This window comes from Pseudomonas guariconensis (genome assembly GCF_040822035.1).
Taxonomy (GTDB): Bacteria; Pseudomonadota; Gammaproteobacteria; order Pseudomonadales; family Pseudomonadaceae; genus Aquipseudomonas; species Aquipseudomonas guariconensis.
The window spans coordinates 2,120,223-2,141,720 of sequence record NZ_CP162012.1 but is presented as its reverse complement, the minus strand read 5'-3'; the positions used below and the strand labels follow the sequence as shown (position 1 = coordinate 2,141,720).

The following is a 21,498-nucleotide window of genomic DNA, read 5'->3' as shown; positions in this document are numbered from 1 at the left end:
GTAGCACCTGTGGGAGCGGCGGTTCGGCGCTCCGATTCACCCGCGAACACCGGCGTAGCCGGTGCCATCGCTCTCAACGCGGCTGCAGGTTCACTTCGCTCCAGAAGGCCTTCATGCTGCGGATCAGGCCGTGCTCATCGAACTCCATCACATCGATCACCTGCAGCGAGCATTCGCGCCCGTCCCAGGTGAGGTCCACCCGAAACGGCACGGCGCCGCAGCCGTTGTGGGTAGCGCGCACAGGTCCGGTGAGGGCTGCGGACACATTCATCTGCCCCAACCCTTGCCGATAGAACGCACTGATCGCGTCCATCCCACGCAACGGCGGCTGGCCCACCGGGTCTTCGACGGTGGCATCCTCGGCGTACAACGCCAGGATGCCGTCGATGTCCCCGGCGTCCACCAGCTCGACGTAACGCTGCATGCTCGCCTGCACCTGCTCTGGCGTCGGCAGGCCCATCTCAAGCCACCTCGAACAGCGCAGCAGCGCCCATGCCACCGCCGATGCACATACTCACCACCACATAGCGCACACCCCGGCGTTTACCCTCGATCAACCCATGCCCGACCATCCGCGCCCCCGACATGCCAAACGGGTGGCCAATGGCAATTGCGCCGCCGTTGACATTGAGGCGGTCGTTGTCGATGCCCAGTGTGTCGCGGCAGTACAGCACCTGGCAGGCGAACGCTTCGTTGAGCTCCCACAGGCCGATGTCATCGACCTTCAGGCCATGGCGCTTGAGCAGCTTGGGGATCGCGTACACCGGCCCGATGCCCATCTCGTCGGCCTCGCAACCGGCCACCGCCAGCCCGCGATAGATACCCAGCGGTTGCAACCCGCGCTGCTCGGCCAAGCGCGCGCTCATCAGCACCGAGGCCGAGGCGCCGTCCGAGAGCTGGGAGGCGTTGCCAGCGGTGATGAAACGCCCGGCTTCGGTCCACTGCCCGCCCCCCCACACCGGCTCCAGGGCCGCCAGGCTGGCGGCGGTGGTGTCGGGGCGGTTGCACTCGTCCTGCAACAGGGTCACCGCTTCATGACGGCTCTCGCCGCTGGCCTTGTCGACGATCAGCTTCTGGGTGGTCAACGGCGCCAGTTCAAGGTCGAAGCGCCCGCCCTGTTGCGCGCTGGCGGTGCGCAGTTGGCTCTGTAGGCTGTAGGCATCTTGTTCTTCACGGGTGATGCCGTAGCGCTGGGCGACGATTTCGCCGGTCTCGAGCATCGGGATGTAGGCCCGCGGGTCGCGTTCACGCACCAGGGTGGACTGCCAGCGGTAGAGGTTCTTGTGCTTGTTCTGCACCAGGGAGATCGACTCCAGGCCACCGGCCACGGCAATGTCGAGCTCGTTGCAGAGGATGCCCTTGGCAGCGATGGCGATGCTCATCAGGCCCGAGGCGCACTGGCGCTCCACCGCCATGCCGGACACCTGCACCGGCAGCCCGGCGGCCGTGGCGCACAGGCGCCCAAGGTTGTAGGCCTGGGTGCCCTGCTGGGCGGCGGCGCCGATGATCACATCGTCCACTTCGTCCGGCGCGATGCCTGCGCGGCGTACCGCTTCGGCTACCACGTGGCCACCCAGGGTCGGGGCCTCGGTGTCGTTGAAGGCGCCGCGAAAGGCCTTGCCGATGGGCGTACGCGCCGTGGAAACGATCACTGCTTCGTTCATGCTGGACTCCTTGGATGACTCATGCCGGGTAGTACCGGCTGATGGTGTCGACCACGCAGCCAGGACGCTCCTGGCCTTCGATCTCGACGCTGACGCGGATCACCGCCTGCACCCCGCTGCCGACCGCCTCGGTCGAGACCAGCAAGGCACTGCCGCGCACCCGCGACCCCACACGCACCACCGACGGAAAACGCACACGTTCACAACCATAGTTGACGCCCATGGCGATGCCCTGGACCTCGATGATCTGCGGCAAGAACAGGTTGACCAGCGACAGGCTCAGGTAGCCGTGGGCGATGCAGGCGCCGAACGGCCCCTGGGCCGCACGCTCGGGATCGACGTGGATCCATTGGTGGTCGCCACTGGCCTCGGCGAACAGGTCGATGCGCGCCTGATCGATGCGCAACCAGTCGCTTTTGCCAAGCTCCTGGCCCACCGCTTCGTGCAACGCCTCGGGTGTGCGGAAGATACGCGCCATGTTCAGGCCCTCTGGCTGGAGACCGACAGCACTTCGCCGGTCATGTACGAGCTGTAGTCGCTGGCCAGGAACATCATCACGTTGGCCACTTCCCACACCTCGGCGGCGCGGCCAAAGGCCTCGTTGGCCGCCAGCTGGTCGAGCACCGCCTGGGGCGCGGAGCGGGCGAGAAAATCGTGCATGGCGATGCTCGGGCTCACCGCGTTGATGCGGATGCCATGCTCGGCAGCTTCCACCGCCGCGCAGCGCGTCAGGGCCATGACCCCGGCCTTGGCCGCGGCGTAGTGAGCCTGTTGCTTCTGCGCGCGCCAGCCGAGCACCGAGGCGTTGTTGACGATGACGCCGGCGCGACGCGCCATCATGTACGGCAGCATGGCGCGGGTCATGCGCATGGTGCCGGTGAGGGTCACATCGAGCACCCGGTTCCATTCTTCGTCGGGCATCTCCACCAGTGCCCGCGACCCACCCAGGCCGGCGTTGTTGATCAGCACATCGACGCCGCCCAAGGTACCCTCGGCGGCCTCGACCAGGGCTCGCACCTGATCTTCGTCGGTGACATTGCACAGGCGCCCATGCACCTGGGCAAGGCCGGTGGCCTCGCGGATGCGCGTGACCGCTTCATTGAGCCGGCCTTCGTGGATGTCACTGATCATCAGGGCCCGGCAGCCCTCCTCGGCCGCACGCAAGGCGGCAGAAAAACCGATGCCGGAACCGGCGGCAGCGGTGATCAGCACCGACTTGCCGCGCAGCAGGCCATGGCCGGGAACATAGTGTGGAACGGACATGCGAAGACTCCTCGATCAGGGACGCGGGCGCGGCTCCCGGGGCATGCCCAGGGCGCGTTCGGCGATGATGTTGCGCTGGATCTCGTTGCTGCCGCCGTACAGGGTGTCGGCGCGGCTGAACAGATACAGCGATTGCAGGCGGTTGAGCTGATACGGCGCAGCCTCGAGCAACTCGGCCTGGGGGCCGAGCACGTCCATGGCCAGCTTGCCGAGGCTGGCGTGCCAGCTCGACCAGCCCAGCTTGTAGATGGTCGCCTCGCGGCGCAGCGTGCCGTCCTGAGGCCCGGAGAGCATGCGCAGCGAGTTGTAGCGCAGGATGCGCAGGCCACACCACGCCTCGGCCAGGCGCTGGCGCAGGTGCGGGTCACGGTCGGCGCCGTTGGTACGGGCGATGGCGATGATCTCGTCGAGCTCGTTCTGGAACTGCATCTGCTGGCCCAGGGTGGACACGCCGCGCTCGAAGCCCAGCAACGCCATGGCGATCTTCCAGCCCTCGCCCGGCTGGCCGACGATGTTCGACGCCTCGGTGCGGGCGTCGTCGAAGAACACCTCGTTGAACTCCGAGGTGCCGGTCATCTGCTCGATCGGCCGCACGCTGATGCCCGGCTGGTCCATCGGCACCAGCAAGAACGACAAGCCCTGGTGGCCGACGCTGCCCGGCTCGGTGCGGGCCAGCACGAAACACCAGTCCGATTCGTGGGCCAGCGATGTCCAGACCTTCTGCCCGTTGATCAGCCAGTCGCCGTTGGCATCCTGTGCGGCGCGGGTCTTCACCGCCGCCAGGTCCGAACCTGCCCCCGGCTCCGAATACCCCTGGCACCAGAACGTGGTGCCTTGGACGATGCCCGGCAAGAAACGCCGCTTCTGTTCGTCGCTGCCAAACGCCGCGATGGTCGGCCCGGCCAGGCCCTCGCCGATGTGCCCCATACGACCGGGCCCTCCGGCGCGGGCGTATTCTTCGTGGAAGATCACCTGCTGGCTGATCGACAGCCCTCGCCCGCCATGCTCCGGCGCCCAGCCCACGCAGGTCCAGCCGCCCTCGGCGAGCTTGCGCTCCCAGGCTTTGCGCGCCTCGGGGAACATGTGCTCATCCCCCGGGCCGCCGCGAAAACGCAGGGCTTCGAACTCGCCCTGCAAGTGGGCGGCCATCCATTGGGCGACCTCCTGGCGAAAGCGCTCGTCCTGCTCACTGAAACGGATCTTCATGGCTGCTCCCCGATAATCACGCTGGCGATTTGTTGCAGATGCCAGGCCGGTGCGCCGAGGTAGCTCTCGCTGGCCCGGGCACGCTTGAAATACAGATGCGGGTCGTATTCCCAGGTAAAGCCCACGCCGCCATGCAACTGGATCGACTCGGCAGCGCAGTGGAAGTACGCCTGGGAGCACTGGGACTTGGCCAGGGAAGCGGCCAGTGGCAACTCTGCGGCCACCTGGGCGTCACCGGCGGGGTCCAGCGCCTCCTGGGCGACGCAGGCGGCGTAATAGCTCGCCGAGCGCGCGCATTCGACTTGCAGCATCATGTCGGCGGCGCGGTGCTTGAGGGCTTGGAAGCTGGCCAAGGGGCGGCCGAACTGCTGGCGCTCCTGCAGGTAGGCCACGCTCAGGTCCAACGCCTGTTGGGCGCCGCCGACCTGTTCGGCGGCCAGGCCCACGCAGGCCAGGCGCAGCATGTCCTGCAGTTTTGGCCAGGCCGTACCGGCCTCGCCGAGCACCGCGTCCGGGCCCACGTACAGACGCGTGAGGCGCACGCGGCCCAAACGCCGGGTCTGGTCCATGGTCGGCTGCCACTGACGCGCCAGACCCGTCTGCCCGGCCTCGACCAGGAACAGGCTCACGCCCGCCTCGCCCGTGCTGCCGGCCAGACGCGCGGCGACCACCAGCAGGTCGGCGCTGTGGCCGTCGATCACCTGGGCGTATTCGCCGTCCAGCACGTAGCCTTCGCCTTCGGGCGTTGCCGTCACGCCAATACCTTCGGCGGACCAACCACCCCCATCGCCCCAGGCTGCGGTGCCGCGCACACGGCCTTCGGCGATGGCCGGCAGCCAGCGCTGTTTTTGCGCCTCGGTGCCGGCCAGCAGCAGCGCTGGCGTGGCCAGGCAGGTAGTGGCGAAGAACGGCGAGCACAACAGGCGCCGGCCCATCTGTTCCAGGAGGATGGCCAGTTCGACGAAGCCCAGGCCCAAACCGCCGTAGGCTTCGGGAATGTGAATCGCAGGCCAGTACATTTCGTTGCACAGGCGCTGCCAGAGGTCGGTGTCATAACCGGTTTCGCTGACCATGGCCGCGCGCACGGCGGCACAGTCGGACACATCGGCAAGGAAGCCCTCGGCCGATGCGCGGATCATTTCCTGTTCGTCGCTCAATGCAAAGTCCATCGCGGCGTCTTCTACTCGTCTGGCCCAGGTGCCTGCGAGTGTGGCCAGATGCGCTGGCGGTCGAATCGGCCAAGTGGACTAGGCGCGGTGGTGTCTGCTTCGCGGGTAAATCGGCTCCGCCGGTTATCACAAGACAACCCCGCACCAGCGAAAGGACTACGCATAGATTGTGTGTAGGCAAAAAAAAACCGCACCACCCTGGCATGTGGTGCGGCCCCGCCCTAATGGCGAAAAAACCTCTAATCAGCTGCCGTAGACTTTCTGTGCCGGCACGGCACGCTCCAGCAGCTCACCGACCGCCGCGCCCACCTGGGCCACGGCCCAACGGCCTTGGTTGTCGACCAGCGGGCCGCGCCGCCAGCCGTCGGCGATGGACAATTTGCCGCCTTCGACCTCGAACATCTGCCCGGTGACGCCAGCGGATTCGCGCGAGCCCAACCACACCACCACTGGCGCGACGTTCTCCGGAGCGAAGTAATCAAAGCCTGCTTCGGGCTTTTTCATCACCTCGCCAAACACCCCTTCGGTCATGCCGGTACGGGCCGCCGGGGCCAGGGCGTTGACGGTGATGCCATAACGCGCCAGCTCCGCCGCCTGAACCAGCGTCAAGGACGCGATACCGCCTTTGGCTGCGGCGTAGTTGGACTGCCCGATCGAGCCCTGCAGGCCCGCGCCGGAGCTGGTGTTGATGATGCGCGCATCGACCTTGACGCCATTTTTGGCCTGCTCGCGCCAGTGGCGTACGGCATGGCTGGACAGGCAGAAGTGCCCCTTCAGGTGCACCGCCACCACCGCGTCCCAGTCCGCCTCGGTGAGGCTGGCGAACATGCGGTCGCGGCAGATGCCGGCGTTGTTCACCACCACATCGAGGCCGCCGAAGGCCTCCAGCGCGGCGGCGACGATGCGTCCTGCGTCTTCGTAATGCGTGATGTCGTTGCTGTTGGCGATGGCCTGGCCATCCTGCTCGCGGATCTGCGCGACCACCGCTTCGGCTGCGTAGCGGTTGATGTCGTTGACCACCACCTTGGCGCCTTCGGCCGCGAAGGCCAGGGCATAGGCGCGGCCCAGGCCGCCGCCTGCGCCAGTGATGACCACGACTCGGTTGTTGCAACTGCTCATGGGACTCTCCTGCGCTTACAGGCGCTCGATGATGGTGACGTTGGCCTGGCCGCCGCCTTCGCACATGGTCTGCAGGCCATAACGCCCGCCGCTGCGCTCAAGCTCGTGGAGCAGGCTGCACATCATCCGGGTGCCGGTGGCGCCCAGTGGATGGCCCAGCGCGATGGCGCCGCCGTTGACGTTGGTCTGGGCGTGGGGGTAGCCGGTCTCGTTGATCCAGGCCATGGCCACCGCGGCGAAGGCTTCGTTGATCTCCACCCGGTCGATCTGCTCCAGGCGCATGCCGGCGCGCTTGAGCGCATAGGCGGTGGCCGGGATGGGCGCGGTGAGCATCCACACCGGGTCGGCGGCACGCACGCTCATGTGATGGATGCGCGCCCGGGGTGTGAGGTTGTAGCGCTTGAGCGCCGCCTCCGAAACCACCAGCAGCGCGCTGGCCGCGTCGCAGGTCTGGCTGGAGACGCCCGCGGTGACGCGGTCGCAGCCAAACAGGATGTCGAGCTCGGCCATCTTGTCCAGGCTGGTGTGACGTGGGGTTTCGTCATGCTCGACCCCGGCCAGGGGCACGATCTCACGGGTGAAATAGCCCTGCTCGATGGCCCGCAGCGCACGGCGATGGGACTCCAGCGAATAGGCCTCCAGCGCCTGGCGGCTGAGCTGCCAGTGCTCGGCGATCATCTGCGCGGAGCGGAACTGGGTCGGCGGGGTCGAGCCGTAGCGGCGCACCCAGCCTTCGGAACCGGTGAACGGGTTGGTGAAGCCCAACGGCTCGGCGGCGGTCATGGCCGAGGAAATCGGGATCTGCGTCATGGTCTGCACGCCGCCTGCGACCACCACGTCCTGGGTGCCGCTCATCACCGCCTGGGCGGCGAAGTGCAGCGCCTGCTGCGAAGAGCCGCACTGGCGGTCGACGGTGGTGCCGGGCACCGCGTCGCTGAGGCCGGCCGCCAGCCACGCGGTGCGGGCAATGTCGCCGGCCAACGGGCCGATGGTGTCGACGCAGCCGAAGATCACGTCGTCATAGTCTTCATCGGGGATCGAATTGCGCTCGACCAGGGCGCGCAGCACGTGGCCGCCCAGATCGGCCGCGTGGATATGGGCCAAGCCACCTTTGCGTCGCCCGGTGGGCGTGCGCAGGGCATCGACGATATAAGCTTCAGGCATCTTCTACCTCTGCCGACATGAACGTGGTGCCGGCCCCTATGGCCCGGCGTGAGTCGAACAGCGCCTGGCGGATCCGCGCCTTGTGCAGGGCATGGTCGCCCCAGGCCTTGTCCAGAGCCCAGGCGCGCTTCATGAACAGCTGCAGGTCGACCTCCCAGGTGTACCCCATGGCGCCATGGGTCTGGATGGCGTTGCGGGCGGCCAACAGCGCCGCCTCCGAGGCCGCCAGGCGCGCGTGGGACACCGCCAGCGCCTGCCCGGCCTCACCGTGGGCCACCGCGTGGGCGGCGCGGTACAGCGGGCCTTTGGCGAACTCGATGCGCACCGCAACATTGGCCATCAAGTGCTTGACCGCCTGGAACGAGCCGATCGGCTTGCCGAACTGCTTACGCTCGAAGCTGTAGTCCACGGCCAGGTCCACCATGCGCTTGGCCAGGCCCAGCAATTGCGCCGCGCAGCCCAGCGCGCCGCGCTCGAAGGCGCGCGCCAGCAACCGCGCAGCCTCCTCGCCACGGGCTACGCAGGTGGCCGCGCCGGGGGTCCACAGCACCTGGTACAGCTGGCGGCTCGGGTCCACAGACAGGTTGCGCACCAGCTCGACATCTTCGCGCGGCACGGCGTGCAGCTCATCGGCGTGGCTGAGCAGCAGCAGGTCGGCCACGTGGGCGTCGCTGACCAGCGGATTGCCCGGCTCGCTCACCGCCAGGCGCGCCTGGCCCTCGGCCACGCGCCCCAGCCAGTCCGCCTTCAGGCCCTCGTGCGCCGCGCCCAGTTCGGCCAGCAGCGGCACCGCCACCAGCATGGTCTCCACCAGCGGCTCCGGCAGGCCCGCATAGCCGCATTCCTGGGCCAGCAAGACGAAGTCCAAGGCGCCCAGGCCCATGCCGCCGTACTGCTCCGGCACGGTCAAGGCAGTCAGGCCCAGCTCCACCAGTTGCCCCCAGAGCCGGTCGCAACGGCCGCTGTCGCTCTGCCACAGCTCGCGGATACGCTCGGGCGTCACTTCGTTGATAAAGAAACTGCGTACGTTGTCCTGGAAGAGCAACTGGTCGCTGTTGAAACTAAAGTCCATGGTCTGCTCCTCAGGCACGCGGCATGCCGAGCATGCGTTCGGCAATGATGTTGCGCTGGATCTCGTTGGTGCCGGCGTAGATGGGCCCGGCCTGGGCGAACAGGAAGCCGTCCAGCCATTGACCGACGTCCCCAGCAGCCGGCGCCTCGGGCAGCAGCTCGCCGCGCAGGCCCAGGATGCTCATGGCCGTTTCGTGCATGCGCAGGTCAAGCTCGGACCAGAAGATCTTGTTGGTCGAGGACTCCGGCCCGATGCGCCCGCCTTTGACCAGCTGCGAGGCGGTCATGTAGGTGGACTGGGTGTAGGCCTCGGCATCCAGCCAGGCGCGCATCACCGCCTCGCCGATGGCCGGGTCCCGGTCGGCGCGTTCGCGGTTGGCCTGGTACAGCTGCACCAAGCGCCGGGCGGTTTCCTGGAAGCGCGCCGGCGAGCGCAGCATCAAGCCACGCTCGAAGCCCGCCGTGGACATTGCCACGTGCCAGCCCATGCCCTCCCCGCCGAGTACGTTCTCCACCGGCACGCGCACATCGTCGAAGAAGATCTCGGCAAAGCCTGGCAAGCCGTTGAGCTGCGCAATCGGCCGCACGGTGATGCCGGGGCTGTTGAGCGGCACCAGAATGAACGTCAGGCCGTGGTGACGCTGGGAACCCGGGTCGGTGCGGAAGATGCCGAACACCCAATCGGCCCATACCGCCCGAGTCGACCAGGTCTTCTGGCCATTGATCACATAGTGGTCGCCGTCACGCTCGGCGCGCGAGCGGATCGCTGCCATGTCCGAGCCTGCGCCCGGCTCCGACCAACCCTGGGCCCAGATGTCCTGGCCGGTGGCCATGCGTGGCAGGAAGCGCGCCTTCTGCGCCTCGGTGCCGTACTCCATCAGGGTCGGGCCGAGCAGGAAGATGCCGTTCTGGTTGACCCGCGCCGGTGCACCGGCCCGGTAGTACTCTTCTTCGAAGATCAGCCATTCGATCAGGTCGCAGCCGCGCCCGCCCAGGCGCGTGGGCCAGGTGACCATGCCCCAGCGGCCTTCGTTCAGGCGCGCTTCCCAGGCGCGGTGGGCGGCAAAGCCTTCCTCGGTGTCGAACGAAGGCAGCGGTTGGCTCGGCACATTGGCCTGGAGCCAGGCCCGCACTTCGGCGCGAAAGGCCTGCTGGGCAGGGGTGTAGGTAAGGTCCATGGTCTGCCCTCAGCCGTTGAAGTTCGCGTGGCGCTTCTCGACGAACGAGTCGCGGGCTTCCTGGGAGTCCTGGGTGCGGTAGGCCTCGAGGGTGAAGCCCTGCTCCCAGCGGTACTTGTCTTCCAGGTTGCCGTCCTCGATGCCGGTGAGCGCTTCCTTGGCCAGGCGGATCATCGCCGGGCTCTTGGCCGCGATGGATGCGGCGATGCCCAACGCGGTCTCGCGCAACTGCTCGCGCGGCACCACCCGCTCCAGCGCGCCCAGGCGGTAGGCCTCGGCGGCGTCGATCATCTCGCCGGTGAAGTACATGTGGCGCACCTTCTGCACTGGGAACAGCCGCTGCAGGTGGGCACCGCCGCCCATGGCGCCACGGTCCACCTCGGGCACGCCAAAGCGCGCGCAGTCGGACGCGACGACGATGTCAGCGGCACCGCAGATGCCAATGCCACCGCCCAGGACGAAACCGTGCACGGCGACGATCACCGGCACCTTGTTGCGATGCACGGCCTTGAAGGTGTCGTAGTTGCCCTTGTTGACCGCGACGATCAGGTTGCCGTCAGCAGCCAGCTCCTTGATATCGACCCCGGCGCAGAAGCCACGGCCTTCGGCGCGGATGACGATGGCCCTGACCTGCGCGTCCTCGCCCAGCGCCTGCAGGGTGCTGGCGATGTCGGCCCAGCCCTGGCTGTTGAAGGCATTGACCGGGGGATGGTTGAAGACCATCTCGGCAACGCCGTTATCGATGCTCACGTTGAATGGTTGCACTGGGAGTCCCCCTCACGAAATTCGGCGACACAGCGCGCCCAGGCGCTGCTCGGCGTCCCGGACGATCTGCTCTATCAATTCGGCGCAGCCCGGCAGGCTGTCGATGCCTGCGGCCACCTGCCCGGCCGGCAACACGCCTTCGGCGGGCAGACCTTCGACCATGGCTTTCTGGATGACCATCGGCGCGTTGGCCGCCATCAGGCTCTGGGCGGCGCTCAGGCCGCCGTCGCGGCGCATCTTCAGGGCGCTGCCCAGCAACTGCCCCAGGCCCAGGCCCGTGTGACGGCGGTAGGCCAGGCCACTGCGCACGGCCAGCAGCCAGCGACGCAGGCCGCTGCTGGTTTCCAGCTCATCGAGCAGCTCGTTGCGGATCATGCGTTGCGGCAAGCCATCGATGGCCCGGCTGACGATCACCGCCGCCGGGTCCTTGACCGCCAGGTAGCGCGCCAGGGTGGCCTGGGGCACCGGGCTGTCGGCGGTCATCAGAAAACGCGTGCCCATGGCAATACCATCGGCGCCCTGGGCCAGGGCCGACACCAACCCGCGGCCATCCTTGAAACCACCTGCGGCCACCACCGGCACCTGCACCGCGTCGAGCACCTGGCCCAGCAGCATGGCCGTGGGCACCGCACCGGTGTGGCCACCGCCCTCGCCGCCCTGCACGGTCACCACGTCGGCGCCCATCTCCACGGCCTTCTGCGCGTGCTTCAGCGCGCCCACCGTGGGCATGCAGACCACCCCGGCGTCCTTGAGCCGGGCGATCATCTGCTTGCCTGGCGAGCGGCTGTAGCTGACCGCGCGCACCTGGTGGCGCACCACCAGCTCGACGATCTCTTCGGCGTTGGCCTGGTACATGTGGAAGTTGACCCCGAACGGACGGTCGGTCAGGCGTTTGGTCTCGAGGATCGCTGCCTCCATCTGCCGAGGTTCGATGGTCGCCCCGGCCAGAAAGCCAAAGCCCCCGGCGTTGCAGGTGGCGGCCACCAGGCGCGGGTCGGCGACCCAGCCCATGGCGGTCTGGATGATCGGGTAGCGGCAGCCGAGCAAGGCGGTCAGGCGGGTATCGAGCGACACGGCCATGCTCACGCCCTCCCCGGTTCGCGCTGGGAGCTGGCCATGGCCTTGGCGTCGTAGCCACCCAGGCGATCGCCGGACACCAACTCGTTGTGAGCATGGGCGAAGTGGTGCAGGCCGAACACCATGTCCATGGTCGAGCGCTTGCCCATCAGGTCTTCGGCGTTGTTCACCGCCTGTTTGCTCAGTTGCAGGCCCAGGCGCGGCATCTGGGCGATCTGCCCGGCCATGGCCAAGGTTTCCTGTTCCAGCTGCTCGCGGGGCACCACGCGGTTGAGCATGCCCATCTGGTAGGCACGCGCCGCCGGCATCGGCGCGCCGAGGAAGAGAAACTCCTTGGCGATACGCGGATTGAGCTCATGCACGTGGGCGAAGTACTCCACCCCCGGAATCCCCATGCGCACCACCGGATCGCGGAAGTACGCATCGTCACTGGCCACGATCAAATCGCACACCCAGGCCAGCATCAGGCCGCCGGCGATGCAGGCGCCCTGGACCATGGCGATGGTCGGCTTGGGCATCTCGCGCCAGCGCCGGCACATGCCCAGGTACACCTCCTGCTCACGGGCGTAGAGGAACTCGCCGCCAGGCTTGTCGACATGGTCGTACCACAGGCTCACGCGCTCGAAGCTCTGGTTGACGTCACGCCCTGGGGTGCCGATGTCGTGCCCGGCGGAGAAGTGCTTGCCGGCCCCGCGCAGGACGATGACCTTGACCTGGTCATCGGCGCACGCACGGGCGAAGGCCGCATCCAGGGCATAGGTCATCCGCGAGTTCTGGGCGTTGTGGTACTCGGGGCGGTTCATGGTGACCAGGGCTACCGCGTCCCGCACTTCGTACAGCACCACCTCATCGGCCTCTTTATTGTTTTGCTCGCTCATTACTGCACTCCGGCAAGGCGGTTGGCTGGAACGGGCTGTCAGCGCGCGGAGCGCTGGCCCGGTGGGTTGTCCTTGAGCTGGCTGGCGCGCAGGTTATGCGGGTCCAGTCGCTGGATCAGCTGCAACTGCGCCTCGGTGGGCGCGGTGGTCACCGGGCAGTGCTCAGGCACATGCAGGGCAAAGCCTGTGTTGTCACGCACCTCGTCCAGGCTCACGCCAGGATGCAGAGAGCGCACGCGCACCTGGTGCTCAGGCCCGAGGAAGTCGAGCACGCACAGGTCGGTGACGATCAGGCGGATGTCGATGTCTTCCAGCGACCAGCCACGGGCCAGGCGCGCGGGGTTGTAGCCCACCGAGGCGACCACGTCGCACTCGCCTTCGACGAACACCCGGCGGTTGTGGCTGGGCACATAGAACGAGTTGGCATGGCTGATGGAGTTGCCCGGCAGGCCCCGCACGCCCAGCATCTGCGCCTTGGGCTTGTGGTAGTCGCCGCCGATGCAGGAGATGTTGGCCTGGCCGAAGCGGTCGACCTGGATCGGGCCGATCATGGCGTGGCGCTTGCCGCTCCAGACGTTGTCGAAGATGCGCGAGAAGCCCATCCAGCTGTCGCGCTTGGGCACGTAGCCATTGCGCGCACCGACCGGCACGGGCTCGGCGACCATATAGGCCTCCGAGTCGGTCATCATCAGTCGTGGGTTGTTGTCGAGCATGCTCAGGGACGCCGCCAGGCGTGGGATCACGCCGATGCCGGTGGCCAGGACTTCGCCGTCGTCGCGCCAGGCTTGGGCGGCGGCGCAGATCATCAGTTCGGCGAGGCTGTAGGTGCTTGCGGTGGTCATGACGTTCCTCGCTTAGAAAACCGGCAGGGGCAATCGACGGATGGCCTCAAGGCCCCCGCAACGCTCCAGGTACTGGGAGTGGGAACAGGCCACGTACTGATCGACATAGGCCTGCCAGCCCTCTTCGCTCTGCGCCGAGGCGGCGTAGGCCTTGAAGTGCGGCACGTCGAAGCCATACAGCGGCGCGCAGGACGAGGGGTGCGCGCCACCGGGCACGTGGGCCACGGCGGTGGTCAGGTTGCGCTCCCAGAACACCTGGTGCGCACGCGCAGGCTCCGCGTGGAACCACGCGCTGTCGACCCACTCGTCGCAAGTGACATAGGTGCGCGCCGCAGCCCGCACGAACAGATCGTCCATGTAGTGGTCGGGGCCGGCGATCTGGCACACGCCGCGCGCATCGGCGCGGTCCACGTGCACCAGGGCGGCGTCGAGCTTGAGCGCTGGCATCGCGACCCAGTCACGGCCATCGGCGTAGGGCGAGGCGATCAGCTTGATCTCGGGGTTGTGGCGCAACACGTCGGTGCCCAGGCCCACCGCGGTGGGGATGAACGGCACGTTCATGGCGGCGGCACGCAGGCCCAGCAGCAGCATGCCTTCGTCGATCTCCATCACTTCCAGGGCGCCTTCCTGGCGCGCCTTGCGAAAGTACGGCTCGAGTGGGATGAAGTCGAGGGACACAAAGGCGAACACCAGTTTCTTCACCTTGCCGGCAGCGCACAGCAGGCCGACGTCAACACCGCCGTAGGCGACGATGGTCAGGTCCTTGAGGTCCGAGCGCAGGATCTCGCGCACCAACGCCATGGGCTTGCGGCGCGGGCCCCAGCCGCCGATGCCGAGGGTCATGCCGTCGCGCAACTGGGCGACCATCTCGGCCGTGGTCATCTGTTTATCCATGGGTGTTGTCCTCATTGGCGGCCGACGCTGAAGTCGTGGCCCCACTGGCTGACCACCGTGCTTTCGAACGGGGTGTGCCGGCTCCAGTCGACCACCAGGCCGTCGCAGCCGTACTCCAGGTCGAAACCGGACGGGGTCTTCATGTAGAAGGAGATCATCTGGTCGTTGGTGTGCTGGCCCAGGGTCGCGGAGAGCTTCACGCCGTTGGCGTGCATGCGGTCCAGGGCGCGGCCCACGTCTTCCAGGCCCGCGACCTCGACCATCATGTGCACGCAACCGCTAGGCACCGGGCATTCGAAGATCGCCAGCGAGTGGTGACGGCCGTTGTTGCAGTGCATGAAGTGAATGCGTTTTTCCGGCTCGGCAGGGTCCGGGGTGAAGCGCACTTTCATCAGGTCCGACAGGCCAAAGCCCATTACCTGCTCGTAGAAATCGCGGCAGCGGTCGAAGGTCGGTGCCGGCAGGACCACATGGCCCATGCCCAGCCCGTCGCTGACGAAACCGCGCACGCCCACCGGGGAGACGAAGCGGGCGAAATCCTGGCGCGGGCCCCAGTACAGCTCGTGGCGGTTGCCATCAGGGTCGGCGAACAGCGCCAGCGCCTGGACCTGGCGCAGCGCAGCTTGCTCAGCGCTGCCCTGCTCCACCACCACGCCGGCAGCGTGCAGCTCGGCCACGGCCTGGTCGAAGGCGGCCTGGCCGGCTACTTCCCAGCCACAGGCGCCGAAACCATCCTGGGCGCTGTGCTGCACCAGGATGCGGTACGGGCGCTCGTCCATCTTCAGGAACAGACGCTCGCCGCGCTCGTCCTCGACCACCATCATGCCCAGCACTTGGGATGCGTAGTGACGCCACTGCGCCAGGTCGCTGGAACGTACGGTGACGTAACCCAGGCCACGGATATCCATGCACGATCTCCTCGTTTTTGTACTTGGCGTATTCAAGCCAGTCAGGGGGTTGGCGGCATCGTCCAATAGGACTACCGGCCCGCAGGCCGCGTGATACCGGCAGAGCAACGGCCTTGCTCGGCGGCGAATGCTTCGCGGGCAAGCCCGCTCCCACTGGTTTGGCGCCATGCGCACCAACAGCACAGAACCTGAGGGAGCGAGTTCACCCGAGAACACCGGCAAGGCCGGTGCCATACCCCGCGCTTGCGCAAATGGGGCTGCGTTGCAGCCCCCCGATGGGCTTACTGCTTGTTGCGAAAATGCGGGATGACCTTCTCGCCGATGTTGCGCAAGGTCTCCAGCTGAGCCCACTGCGGCACGGTGCCCATCTGGCAGATGAACAGGATCTCGTCGGCGCCGGCATCGATCAGACGCTGCACATAGCCAATGCAGTCCTCGACGGTGCCGTAGGCATGGTTGGGGTTCATCATCGCCATGGTCGGGTCGGAGAAGTCCACGCTCACTTCCTCGGAGGCAAAGCGCGACTTGATCACCGCCTGGCCATTGCCATCGACGTAGGTGTCGTCTTTCCACTTCTGCGGATCCGGACGCTCGCCGCCGCCGTACCAGTAGCCCAGCGACTCCATGAAGTAACGCTGGCCGCGAATACCGATGCGGCGCGCGGTTTCGTTGTCATCCAGCACGATGGCCGGGCACAGCGCAGCGATGTGGCGGTTCGGGCGGAAGCCCACCTGATTGCGCGCCTCACGGTTGTCGAAGGCCTGGTGGTAGACCTCGACCTTCTTGGCGATTTCCTCGGGCCCACCGAAACCCAGCACCAGCGCGCCCATGCCACGGCCGCCGGCGTTTTTCAGCGAGTCGGTGTTGGTGCAGGCCAGGTACATCGGCGGGTGCGGATCCTGGTAAGGCTTGGGGTGGATCGGGCGCTTGGGGATCTTGACGAAGTCGCCGTGGTGCTCGATCTCATCCTGCACGAACATTTTCGGGATCAGGTACATGGCCTCGTCGATCTGCGGCTGCAGGGTCGCCAGGTCATAGCCGAAGGTGCCGGCCTCCTGCTGGGTGCCGCCCTTGCCCACGCCAAAATGCACACGGCCTTTGGACAGCAGGTCCAGGGTGGCGATGCGCTCGGCCACCTTGACCGGGTGGTTCATCGCCGGCGGCAGGCACACCACGCCGTGGCCGATGCCGATGCGCTCGGTCTTGCCGGCCACGAAGGCGAGCATGGTTTCCGGCGCGGACATGTGCGAGTAGTTGGTCAGCGCGGTGTGCTCCACGCACCAGAAGGTGTCGAAGCCCAGCTTGTCGGCCAGCACCGCCTGCTCGACGGTGTCATCGAAGATCTTGCGGTCACCCTCGCGGCTGGCATCGATCGTCTGGGCTTCGTATATCAGCGAGAATTTCATGTGCGTTCCTTGTTGTTCTGTTGACGTTGGCCGGCAGCGCCGGCCTTGGTCACATCCTCTGGCATCGCGGGTGGGCTCGAATCCCTAAAACGGACTAGCCGGTTTCGGTGAGCGCCCGGCGGTTCAGAGGAAGAAGTCGGTAGTGTCCTGGCCCATGCTCACGCCGCCGAGGTTCCAGGCGTACTTGGCCGGGCTGTTGGCGACGTGGGCGCGCCCTGTGTGGATGTCGCGGAACGCACGGTTGATCGGGTGGCCACGGAAAATGGTCGATGCACCGCTGTTGAACATCAGCTGTGCCGCCGCCTTGGCGCAGCGGTCGGCCACCAGGGCCGAGTCGTAGCGCATCTTCACCCGCGCCTGCATCCCAAGCGCGGTGCCGGCGCGGGCATGGTCGAGCATCACCTCGAAGTTGCGCAGCAGCACGGTGCGGCACTCATCGACGCAGACCATGGCGTCGGCCAGGGCGCTCTGGGCGGCCGGGTCCTGGAGCATCTTGCGGCCATCGTTGACCGCCACCCGCGCCTTGTTGTGGGCGATGAAGTGATCGACCGCGCCCTGCAACGCACCGATCGCCGAGGACGACACCGCGCGCACGAAGATCTGCCCGAACGGCAGGCGGTACAGCGGCGAGGTGTTGACCGCATTGCCCGGGCTGTCTTGCATGAAGCCATCGACGGCGCGGTGGGTGCGGTACTCGGGCACGAAGGCGTCCTCGACCAGCACGTCATGGGAGCCGGTGGCCTCCAGGCCCATCACGTTCCAGTTGTCGAGGATCTGGTAATCGCTGCGCGGCACCAGGAAGGTGCGGTAGTCCGGCGCGCCGCCCGGCTCAGCCGGCGGCACCATGGCCCCAAGGAACGCCCACTGACAATGCTTGCTGCCGGAAGAGAACCCCCAACGCCCACTCAGACGGAAGCCCCCTTCGACCCGCTGGACCTTGCCCACCGGCATGTAGGACGAGGAGATCAGCACGGAGGTGTCCTGCCCCCAGACATCCTGCGCGGCGCGGTCATCGAACAGCGCCAGCTGCCAGTTGTGGATGGCCACCACGCCCAGCACCCAGGCTGACGACATGCACCCCTCGGCCAGGGTCATCTGCACCTCGAAGAAGTCCTTGGGTTCGAGCTCCAGGCCCTGCCAGCGGGCCGGTTGGAGAATGCGGAAGAAGCCTGCCTCGTGGAAGTCAGCGAGGGTCTGTTCCGGCAGGCGGCCCATCTGCGCGGCCTGCTCGGCACGTTCACGCAGCACCGGCACCAGTTCACGGGCGCGCTGGCGCAACTGTTGGCGTACGAGGTCTTGATTCATCTTGTTGTTCTCCTCTGATCGCCCCGATCCCCGGAGCGTGCGAGAGAGGCGTTGGGCCTCCACCGTGGCCATTGCAACAAGGTCAATCGCGCGCGACATCCCTCAAACGGACCATGTGGGGTGCGCATTGACTAGTCCCCTCGGACGATGTTGCCCCTTGCAGTCGTTGGAAGAATTCATCCCACTGAGACAGCCAACCCGAGGGCGTGCGATGAACGACAACAACAATTTGAAAGCCGACATGCTCCAGGCCATGCGCCGCCTGGCCAAGTCCGTGACCATCATCAGCACCAGCGACGGCAGCCAGCGCTTCGCCATGGCCGCCACTGCGGTGGATTCGCTGAGCACCGAGCCGCCATCGCTGCTGATCTGCGTCAACCAGAGCGCCTCACCTCACGCCGCGCTGGCCGCCGGTGCCAGCTTCTGCGTGAACATCCTGGGCCTGGAGCAGCAGCACCTGGCACACCTGTGCAGCGGCAGCATCAAGGGCGAGGCGCGCTTCGGCCAAGGTGAGTGGCTGACCAGCGACGAAGGCATCCCGTACCTGGCCGACGCCCAGTCATCGATCCTCTGCCGCCAGGATGGCCAGTTCGCCTACGGCACCCACACGGTCTTCATCGGTCGCATCCTGCGCATCCACACCACCCCGACCATCACCCCGCTGGTGTACCTGGACGGCCACTACACCACCACTGCCAAGCCTGCGCCCCTCGCGGCCAGTGTCGGCTGAGGCGCGGCCATGGCGAAGCACGCGGTGACAGCACCGCTGCGCGTCGACAACGCCGAGCAACTGCACTGGCAGCAGCGCGCCGACCTGGTGGTGGTCGGCTTCGGCGGCGCCGGTGCCAGTGCCGCCATCGAGGCCGCCAGTCGCGGCCTTTCGGTGTTGGTACTGGAGCGCTTCGCCGGCGGCGGCGCCACGGCCCTGAGCGGTGGCGTGGTCTATGCCGGCGGCGGTACGCCCCAGCAATTGCAAGCGGGCTACCCGGACAGCAGCGAGGCGATGTTCAACTACTTGCGCAAGGAGGTAGGCGATGCGGTCAGCGAACAGACCCTGCGCACTTTTTGCGAAGGCAGCCGGGAGCAACTGGCCTGGCTGGAGCGCCAGGGCGCGGTGTTCGAGGGCAGCATGGCCCCACACAAGACTTCCTATCCCAGCGACCGCTACTACCTCTATTACTCGGGCAACGAGGCGGTGCCAGCCTATGCCGTTGATGCCGCCGCCGCGCCCCGCGGGCACCGCACCAAAGGCACAGGCATGTCCGGTTCGGCGCTGTTCCGTGCCCTGGCCGACAGCGCCCGGCGCCGTGGCGTGCAGGTGCGCACCCAGTGCCAGGTGCGGCGTTTGGTGATCGACCGTGACAACCAGGTGATCGGCGTTGAAGCCTGGCAATTGCCCGCCGGCAGCCGCGCGGCACGCAGCCATGCGCGACTGGCGCGCTGGGCCGCCGCCGTGCACATGTACGTGCCGGCGTTGTCCGCCAGGCTGCGGGCGCGCATGCAGCGCCTCGAGCAACGCTATGCCCGGCCGGTGCGGGTCCGCGCCGATCATGGTGTAGTGCTGGCCAGCGGCGGTTTCGTGTTCAACCGCCAGCTGTTGGGCGAGTATGCGCCGCGCTACCTCGATGGCCTGCCCCTGGGCAGCAGCGGCTGTGACGGCAGCGGCATCGACTTGGGGCGTAGCGTGGGCGCCAGCCTTGGGCGCATGAACAAAGTCAGCGCCTGGCGCTTCATCAATCCACCGCTGGCTTGGGCGCGCGGATTGATCGTCAACGCCCGGGGCGAGCGCTACTGCAACGAAGAACTCTACGGCGCCACCCTGGGCCATGCCATGGTCGAGGAACACGACGGCCGTGCACTTTTGATCCTCGACCGCACCTTGCGCAACCAGGCCCTGGCGCAGGTCGGGCCAGGCAAGGTGTGGTCGTTCCAGCGTTTGCCGGTGCTGCTCAACCTGCTGTTCAACTGCCGCCGAGGCAACACGCTGGAGCAGTTGGCCGACCGCTGCCGGTTGCCCGCCGACACCCTGCGCCGCAGCGTGGAGACCTACAACCTGGCGGCCCGTGGCGAGACCACCGACCCGCTGGGCAAGTCCGCCCCGATGCTGCATGACTTGGGCCAGGGCCCCTGGTATTGCCTGGATCTGTCCTACGACAGCCGCCTTTACCCCTGCCCGACCCTGACCTTGGGCGGACTGCGGGTGTGCGAGCAAAGCGGCCGGGTGCTCGACCAGCAAGGCGCCCCCATCGCCGGGCTGTACGGCGCCGGCCGCTGCGCCGTGGGCGTTGCGTCGAACCTGTATGTCTCGGGCCTGTCCCTGGCCGATTGTGTCTTTTCTGGCCGGCGCGCCGCGGCCCATGTGGCCGAGCTTGCCGCAAGCCAACGTGCCTCTGAAGGAGAACACCCATGCAACGCGCAACTGACCCGTGGCCGCTGACATGAACATCCAGGCCACCCCAGACCAGACCCAGGCCAGCCCGGCGCCTGCCAGCACGCTGCGCCTGCAGGTGAGCGCGGTGATCGACGAGACCGCCGATGCCCGCTCGCTGGTGTTCGACGTCCCGCAGGCACTGCGCGAACGCTTTGCCTACAAACCCGGGCAGTTCCTGAGCTTTCGGGTGACCGTGGACGGCAAGCGCCTGACCCGTTGCTACTCGATGTCCAGCTCGCCGTGGACCGATGCACAGCCCCAGGTGACCATCAAGCGCGTCGAAGGCGGGCGAGTGTCGAACTGGATGAACCAGCACGTGCAGGCCGGCGACTGGCTCGACGTGCTGCCGCCGGCCGGGCACTTCTGTCTCGACCAGCGCCAGGCGGCCGACGCCAGCCGGCCTTTGGTGCTGTTTGGCGGCGGCTCCGGCATCACCCCGGTGTTCTCCTTGCTCAAGGCGGTGCTGCACAGCGGCCAGCGCCCGGTGCTGCTGGTGTATGCCAACCGTGACGAGGCGTCGGTGATCTTCCGCGATCAATTGCGCCTGCTCACCCGGGCCCACCCGGAGCAATTGCAGGTGGTGCACGTGCTGGACTCGGTGCAAGGCTTTCTCGATGCCGCCCAGGTACGCCAGCTGGTGCGCCATTGGCGTGGCGCGGACTACTTCATCTGCGGGCCAGGGCCGTTCATGGACACCGTGGAAACCACCCTGCTGGCCTTGGGCGAAGCACGCGACAGCATCCATGTGGAGCGTTTCGTCTCGCCGCCCGACCCGGACAGCCAAGGCGCCGCACAGGCCCCGGTGCCACTTGACGGCACCAGCTGCGAGCTGCTGCTGGTGGAGCTGGACGGTGTGACCCACCAGATCGTGCCGCGCCCGGGCGAAACCCTGCTGCAGAGCTGTCGTTCGGCGGGGCTGGATGTGCCGTACTCGTGCGAGGAAGGGTTCTGCGGGGCCTGCATGTGCACCGTCGAGGAAGGCCAGTCGCAGCTGACCCGCAACGATGTGCTCAGCCAGGCGGAGCTTGCGGCCGGGTGGACCTTGGCGTGCCAGGGGCATCCGCAGGGCGCGCGGGTGCGATTGAAGTTTCCTGCCTAAGGCTTTCGAGGTCGCCCTGGCCAATTCGCGGGTTTACCCGCGAAAAAGCCAGTCCCCCC

General features: G+C 67.2%; 21 protein-coding genes. 3 read left to right on the top strand and 18 right to left on the bottom strand.

From position 1 onward, the window contains the following. Nucleotides 1–73: 73 nt before the first annotated feature. The 18 genes from AB1N67_RS09860 to AB1N67_RS09775 form a co-directional block, all read right to left on the bottom strand. Nucleotides 74–454 carry a steroid Delta-isomerase gene (locus AB1N67_RS09860; RefSeq protein WP_182943327.1) on the bottom strand — a complete coding sequence of 127 codons (381 nt, stop codon included), beginning with the start codon at nt 452–454 and terminating at the stop codon, nt 74–76. Between the two features lie 7 nt (nt 455–461). Beyond that, entirely contained in the window at nt 462–1,664 is a 1,203-nt protein-coding gene (locus AB1N67_RS09855; protein WP_043214677.1) for an acetyl-CoA C-acyltransferase, read from the bottom strand. Nucleotides 1,665–1,683: 19 nt separating this feature from the next. Continuing rightward, nucleotides 1,684–2,142: a MaoC family dehydratase gene (locus AB1N67_RS09850; protein ID WP_043214675.1), complete on the bottom strand. Its 459-nt coding sequence runs from the start codon at nt 2,140–2,142 to the stop codon at nt 1,684–1,686. 2 nt (nt 2,143–2,144) lie between these two features. Next, nucleotides 2,145–2,927 (bottom strand): SDR family oxidoreductase, encoded by a 783-nt coding sequence (locus AB1N67_RS09845; RefSeq protein WP_367863759.1) that lies wholly within the window; start codon nt 2,925–2,927, stop codon nt 2,145–2,147. A 15-nt stretch (nt 2,928–2,942) separates the two neighbouring features. Beyond that, the gene (locus AB1N67_RS09840) at nt 2,943–4,133 is read right to left on the bottom strand and encodes an acyl-CoA dehydrogenase family protein (protein ID WP_090345724.1); all 1,191 of its coding nucleotides are present in this window, start codon (nt 4,131–4,133) and stop codon (nt 2,943–2,945) included. Further along, nucleotides 4,130–5,302, bottom strand: a complete 1,173-nt coding sequence (locus AB1N67_RS09835) for an acyl-CoA dehydrogenase family protein (protein ID WP_367863758.1) — start codon at nt 5,300–5,302, stop codon at nt 4,130–4,132. Before AB1N67_RS09835 ends, AB1N67_RS09840 begins: the two co-directional genes overlap by 4 nt. Nucleotides 5,303–5,545: 243 nt before the next feature. Continuing rightward, nucleotides 5,546–6,421, bottom strand: coding sequence for an SDR family oxidoreductase (locus AB1N67_RS09830; protein ID WP_367863757.1), 876 nt, complete (start codon nt 6,419–6,421; stop codon nt 5,546–5,548). 15 nt (nt 6,422–6,436) lie between these two features. After that, entirely contained in the window at nt 6,437–7,585 is a 1,149-nt protein-coding gene (locus tag AB1N67_RS09825; protein WP_090345716.1) for an acetyl-CoA C-acetyltransferase, read from the bottom strand. Further along, nucleotides 7,578–8,657, bottom strand: a complete 1,080-nt coding sequence (locus AB1N67_RS09820; protein WP_090345713.1) for an acyl-CoA dehydrogenase family protein — start codon at nt 8,655–8,657, stop codon at nt 7,578–7,580. The genes AB1N67_RS09825 and AB1N67_RS09820 overlap by 8 nt, the downstream gene beginning before the upstream one ends. Before the next feature lie 10 nt (nt 8,658–8,667). Then, entirely contained in the window at nt 8,668–9,834 is a 1,167-nt protein-coding gene (locus AB1N67_RS09815) for an acyl-CoA dehydrogenase family protein (protein WP_043214659.1), read from the bottom strand. A 9-nt stretch (nt 9,835–9,843) separates the two neighbouring features. After that, nucleotides 9,844–10,599 carry an enoyl-CoA hydratase family protein gene (locus AB1N67_RS09810; RefSeq protein WP_043214657.1) on the bottom strand — a complete coding sequence of 252 codons (756 nt, stop codon included), beginning with the start codon at nt 10,597–10,599 and terminating at the stop codon, nt 9,844–9,846. A gap of 12 nt (nt 10,600–10,611) precedes the next feature. Next, a complete protein-coding gene (locus tag AB1N67_RS09805) occupies nt 10,612–11,679 on the bottom strand; it encodes a nitronate monooxygenase family protein (RefSeq protein ID WP_043214655.1) in 1,068 nt (355 codons plus the stop codon). Between the two features lie 2 nt (nt 11,680–11,681). Next, the gene (locus tag AB1N67_RS09800) at nt 11,682–12,554 is read right to left on the bottom strand and encodes an enoyl-CoA hydratase (RefSeq protein WP_182818645.1); all 873 of its coding nucleotides are present in this window, start codon (nt 12,552–12,554) and stop codon (nt 11,682–11,684) included. Between the two features lie 38 nt (nt 12,555–12,592). Then, complete coding sequence (locus AB1N67_RS09795) at nt 12,593–13,396, bottom strand: CoA-transferase subunit beta (RefSeq protein ID WP_090345702.1); 804 nt, start codon at nt 13,394–13,396, stop codon at nt 12,593–12,595. Nucleotides 13,397–13,408: 12 nt separating this feature from the next. Further along, complete coding sequence (locus AB1N67_RS09790; RefSeq protein WP_367863756.1) at nt 13,409–14,290, bottom strand: CoA transferase subunit A; 882 nt, start codon at nt 14,288–14,290, stop codon at nt 13,409–13,411. A gap of 11 nt (nt 14,291–14,301) precedes the next feature. Next, nucleotides 14,302–15,198, bottom strand: a complete 897-nt coding sequence (locus AB1N67_RS09785; protein WP_197853665.1) for a VOC family protein — start codon at nt 15,196–15,198, stop codon at nt 14,302–14,304. A gap of 281 nt (nt 15,199–15,479) precedes the next feature. After that, nucleotides 15,480–16,604 (bottom strand): LLM class flavin-dependent oxidoreductase, encoded by a 1,125-nt coding sequence (locus tag AB1N67_RS09780; protein ID WP_043214646.1) that lies wholly within the window; start codon nt 16,602–16,604, stop codon nt 15,480–15,482. 123 nt (nt 16,605–16,727) lie between these two features. Continuing rightward, nucleotides 16,728–17,909: an acyl-CoA dehydrogenase family protein gene (locus AB1N67_RS09775; protein ID WP_043214643.1), complete on the bottom strand. Its 1,182-nt coding sequence runs from the start codon at nt 17,907–17,909 to the stop codon at nt 16,728–16,730. Between the two features lie 211 nt (nt 17,910–18,120). On the opposite strand from AB1N67_RS09775, the gene AB1N67_RS09770 reads away from it, so the two are divergent. Genes AB1N67_RS09770 through AB1N67_RS09760 form a run of 3 tightly spaced genes read left to right on the top strand, consistent with a single transcriptional unit; the run spans nt 18,121 to nt 21,439 of the window. Further along, on the top strand, nt 18,121–18,639 hold the full coding sequence (locus AB1N67_RS09770) for a flavin reductase family protein (protein ID WP_043214641.1): 519 nt from the start codon (nt 18,121–18,123) through the stop codon (nt 18,637–18,639). 9 nt (nt 18,640–18,648) lie between these two features. After that, entirely contained in the window at nt 18,649–20,346 is a 1,698-nt protein-coding gene (locus AB1N67_RS09765) for an FAD-binding protein (protein WP_367863755.1), read from the top strand. 1 nt (nt 20,347) lies between these two features. After that, a complete protein-coding gene (locus tag AB1N67_RS09760; protein ID WP_090345806.1) occupies nt 20,348–21,439 on the top strand; it encodes a ferredoxin--NADP reductase in 1,092 nt (363 codons plus the stop codon). Nucleotides 21,440–21,498 lie beyond the last annotated feature (59 nt).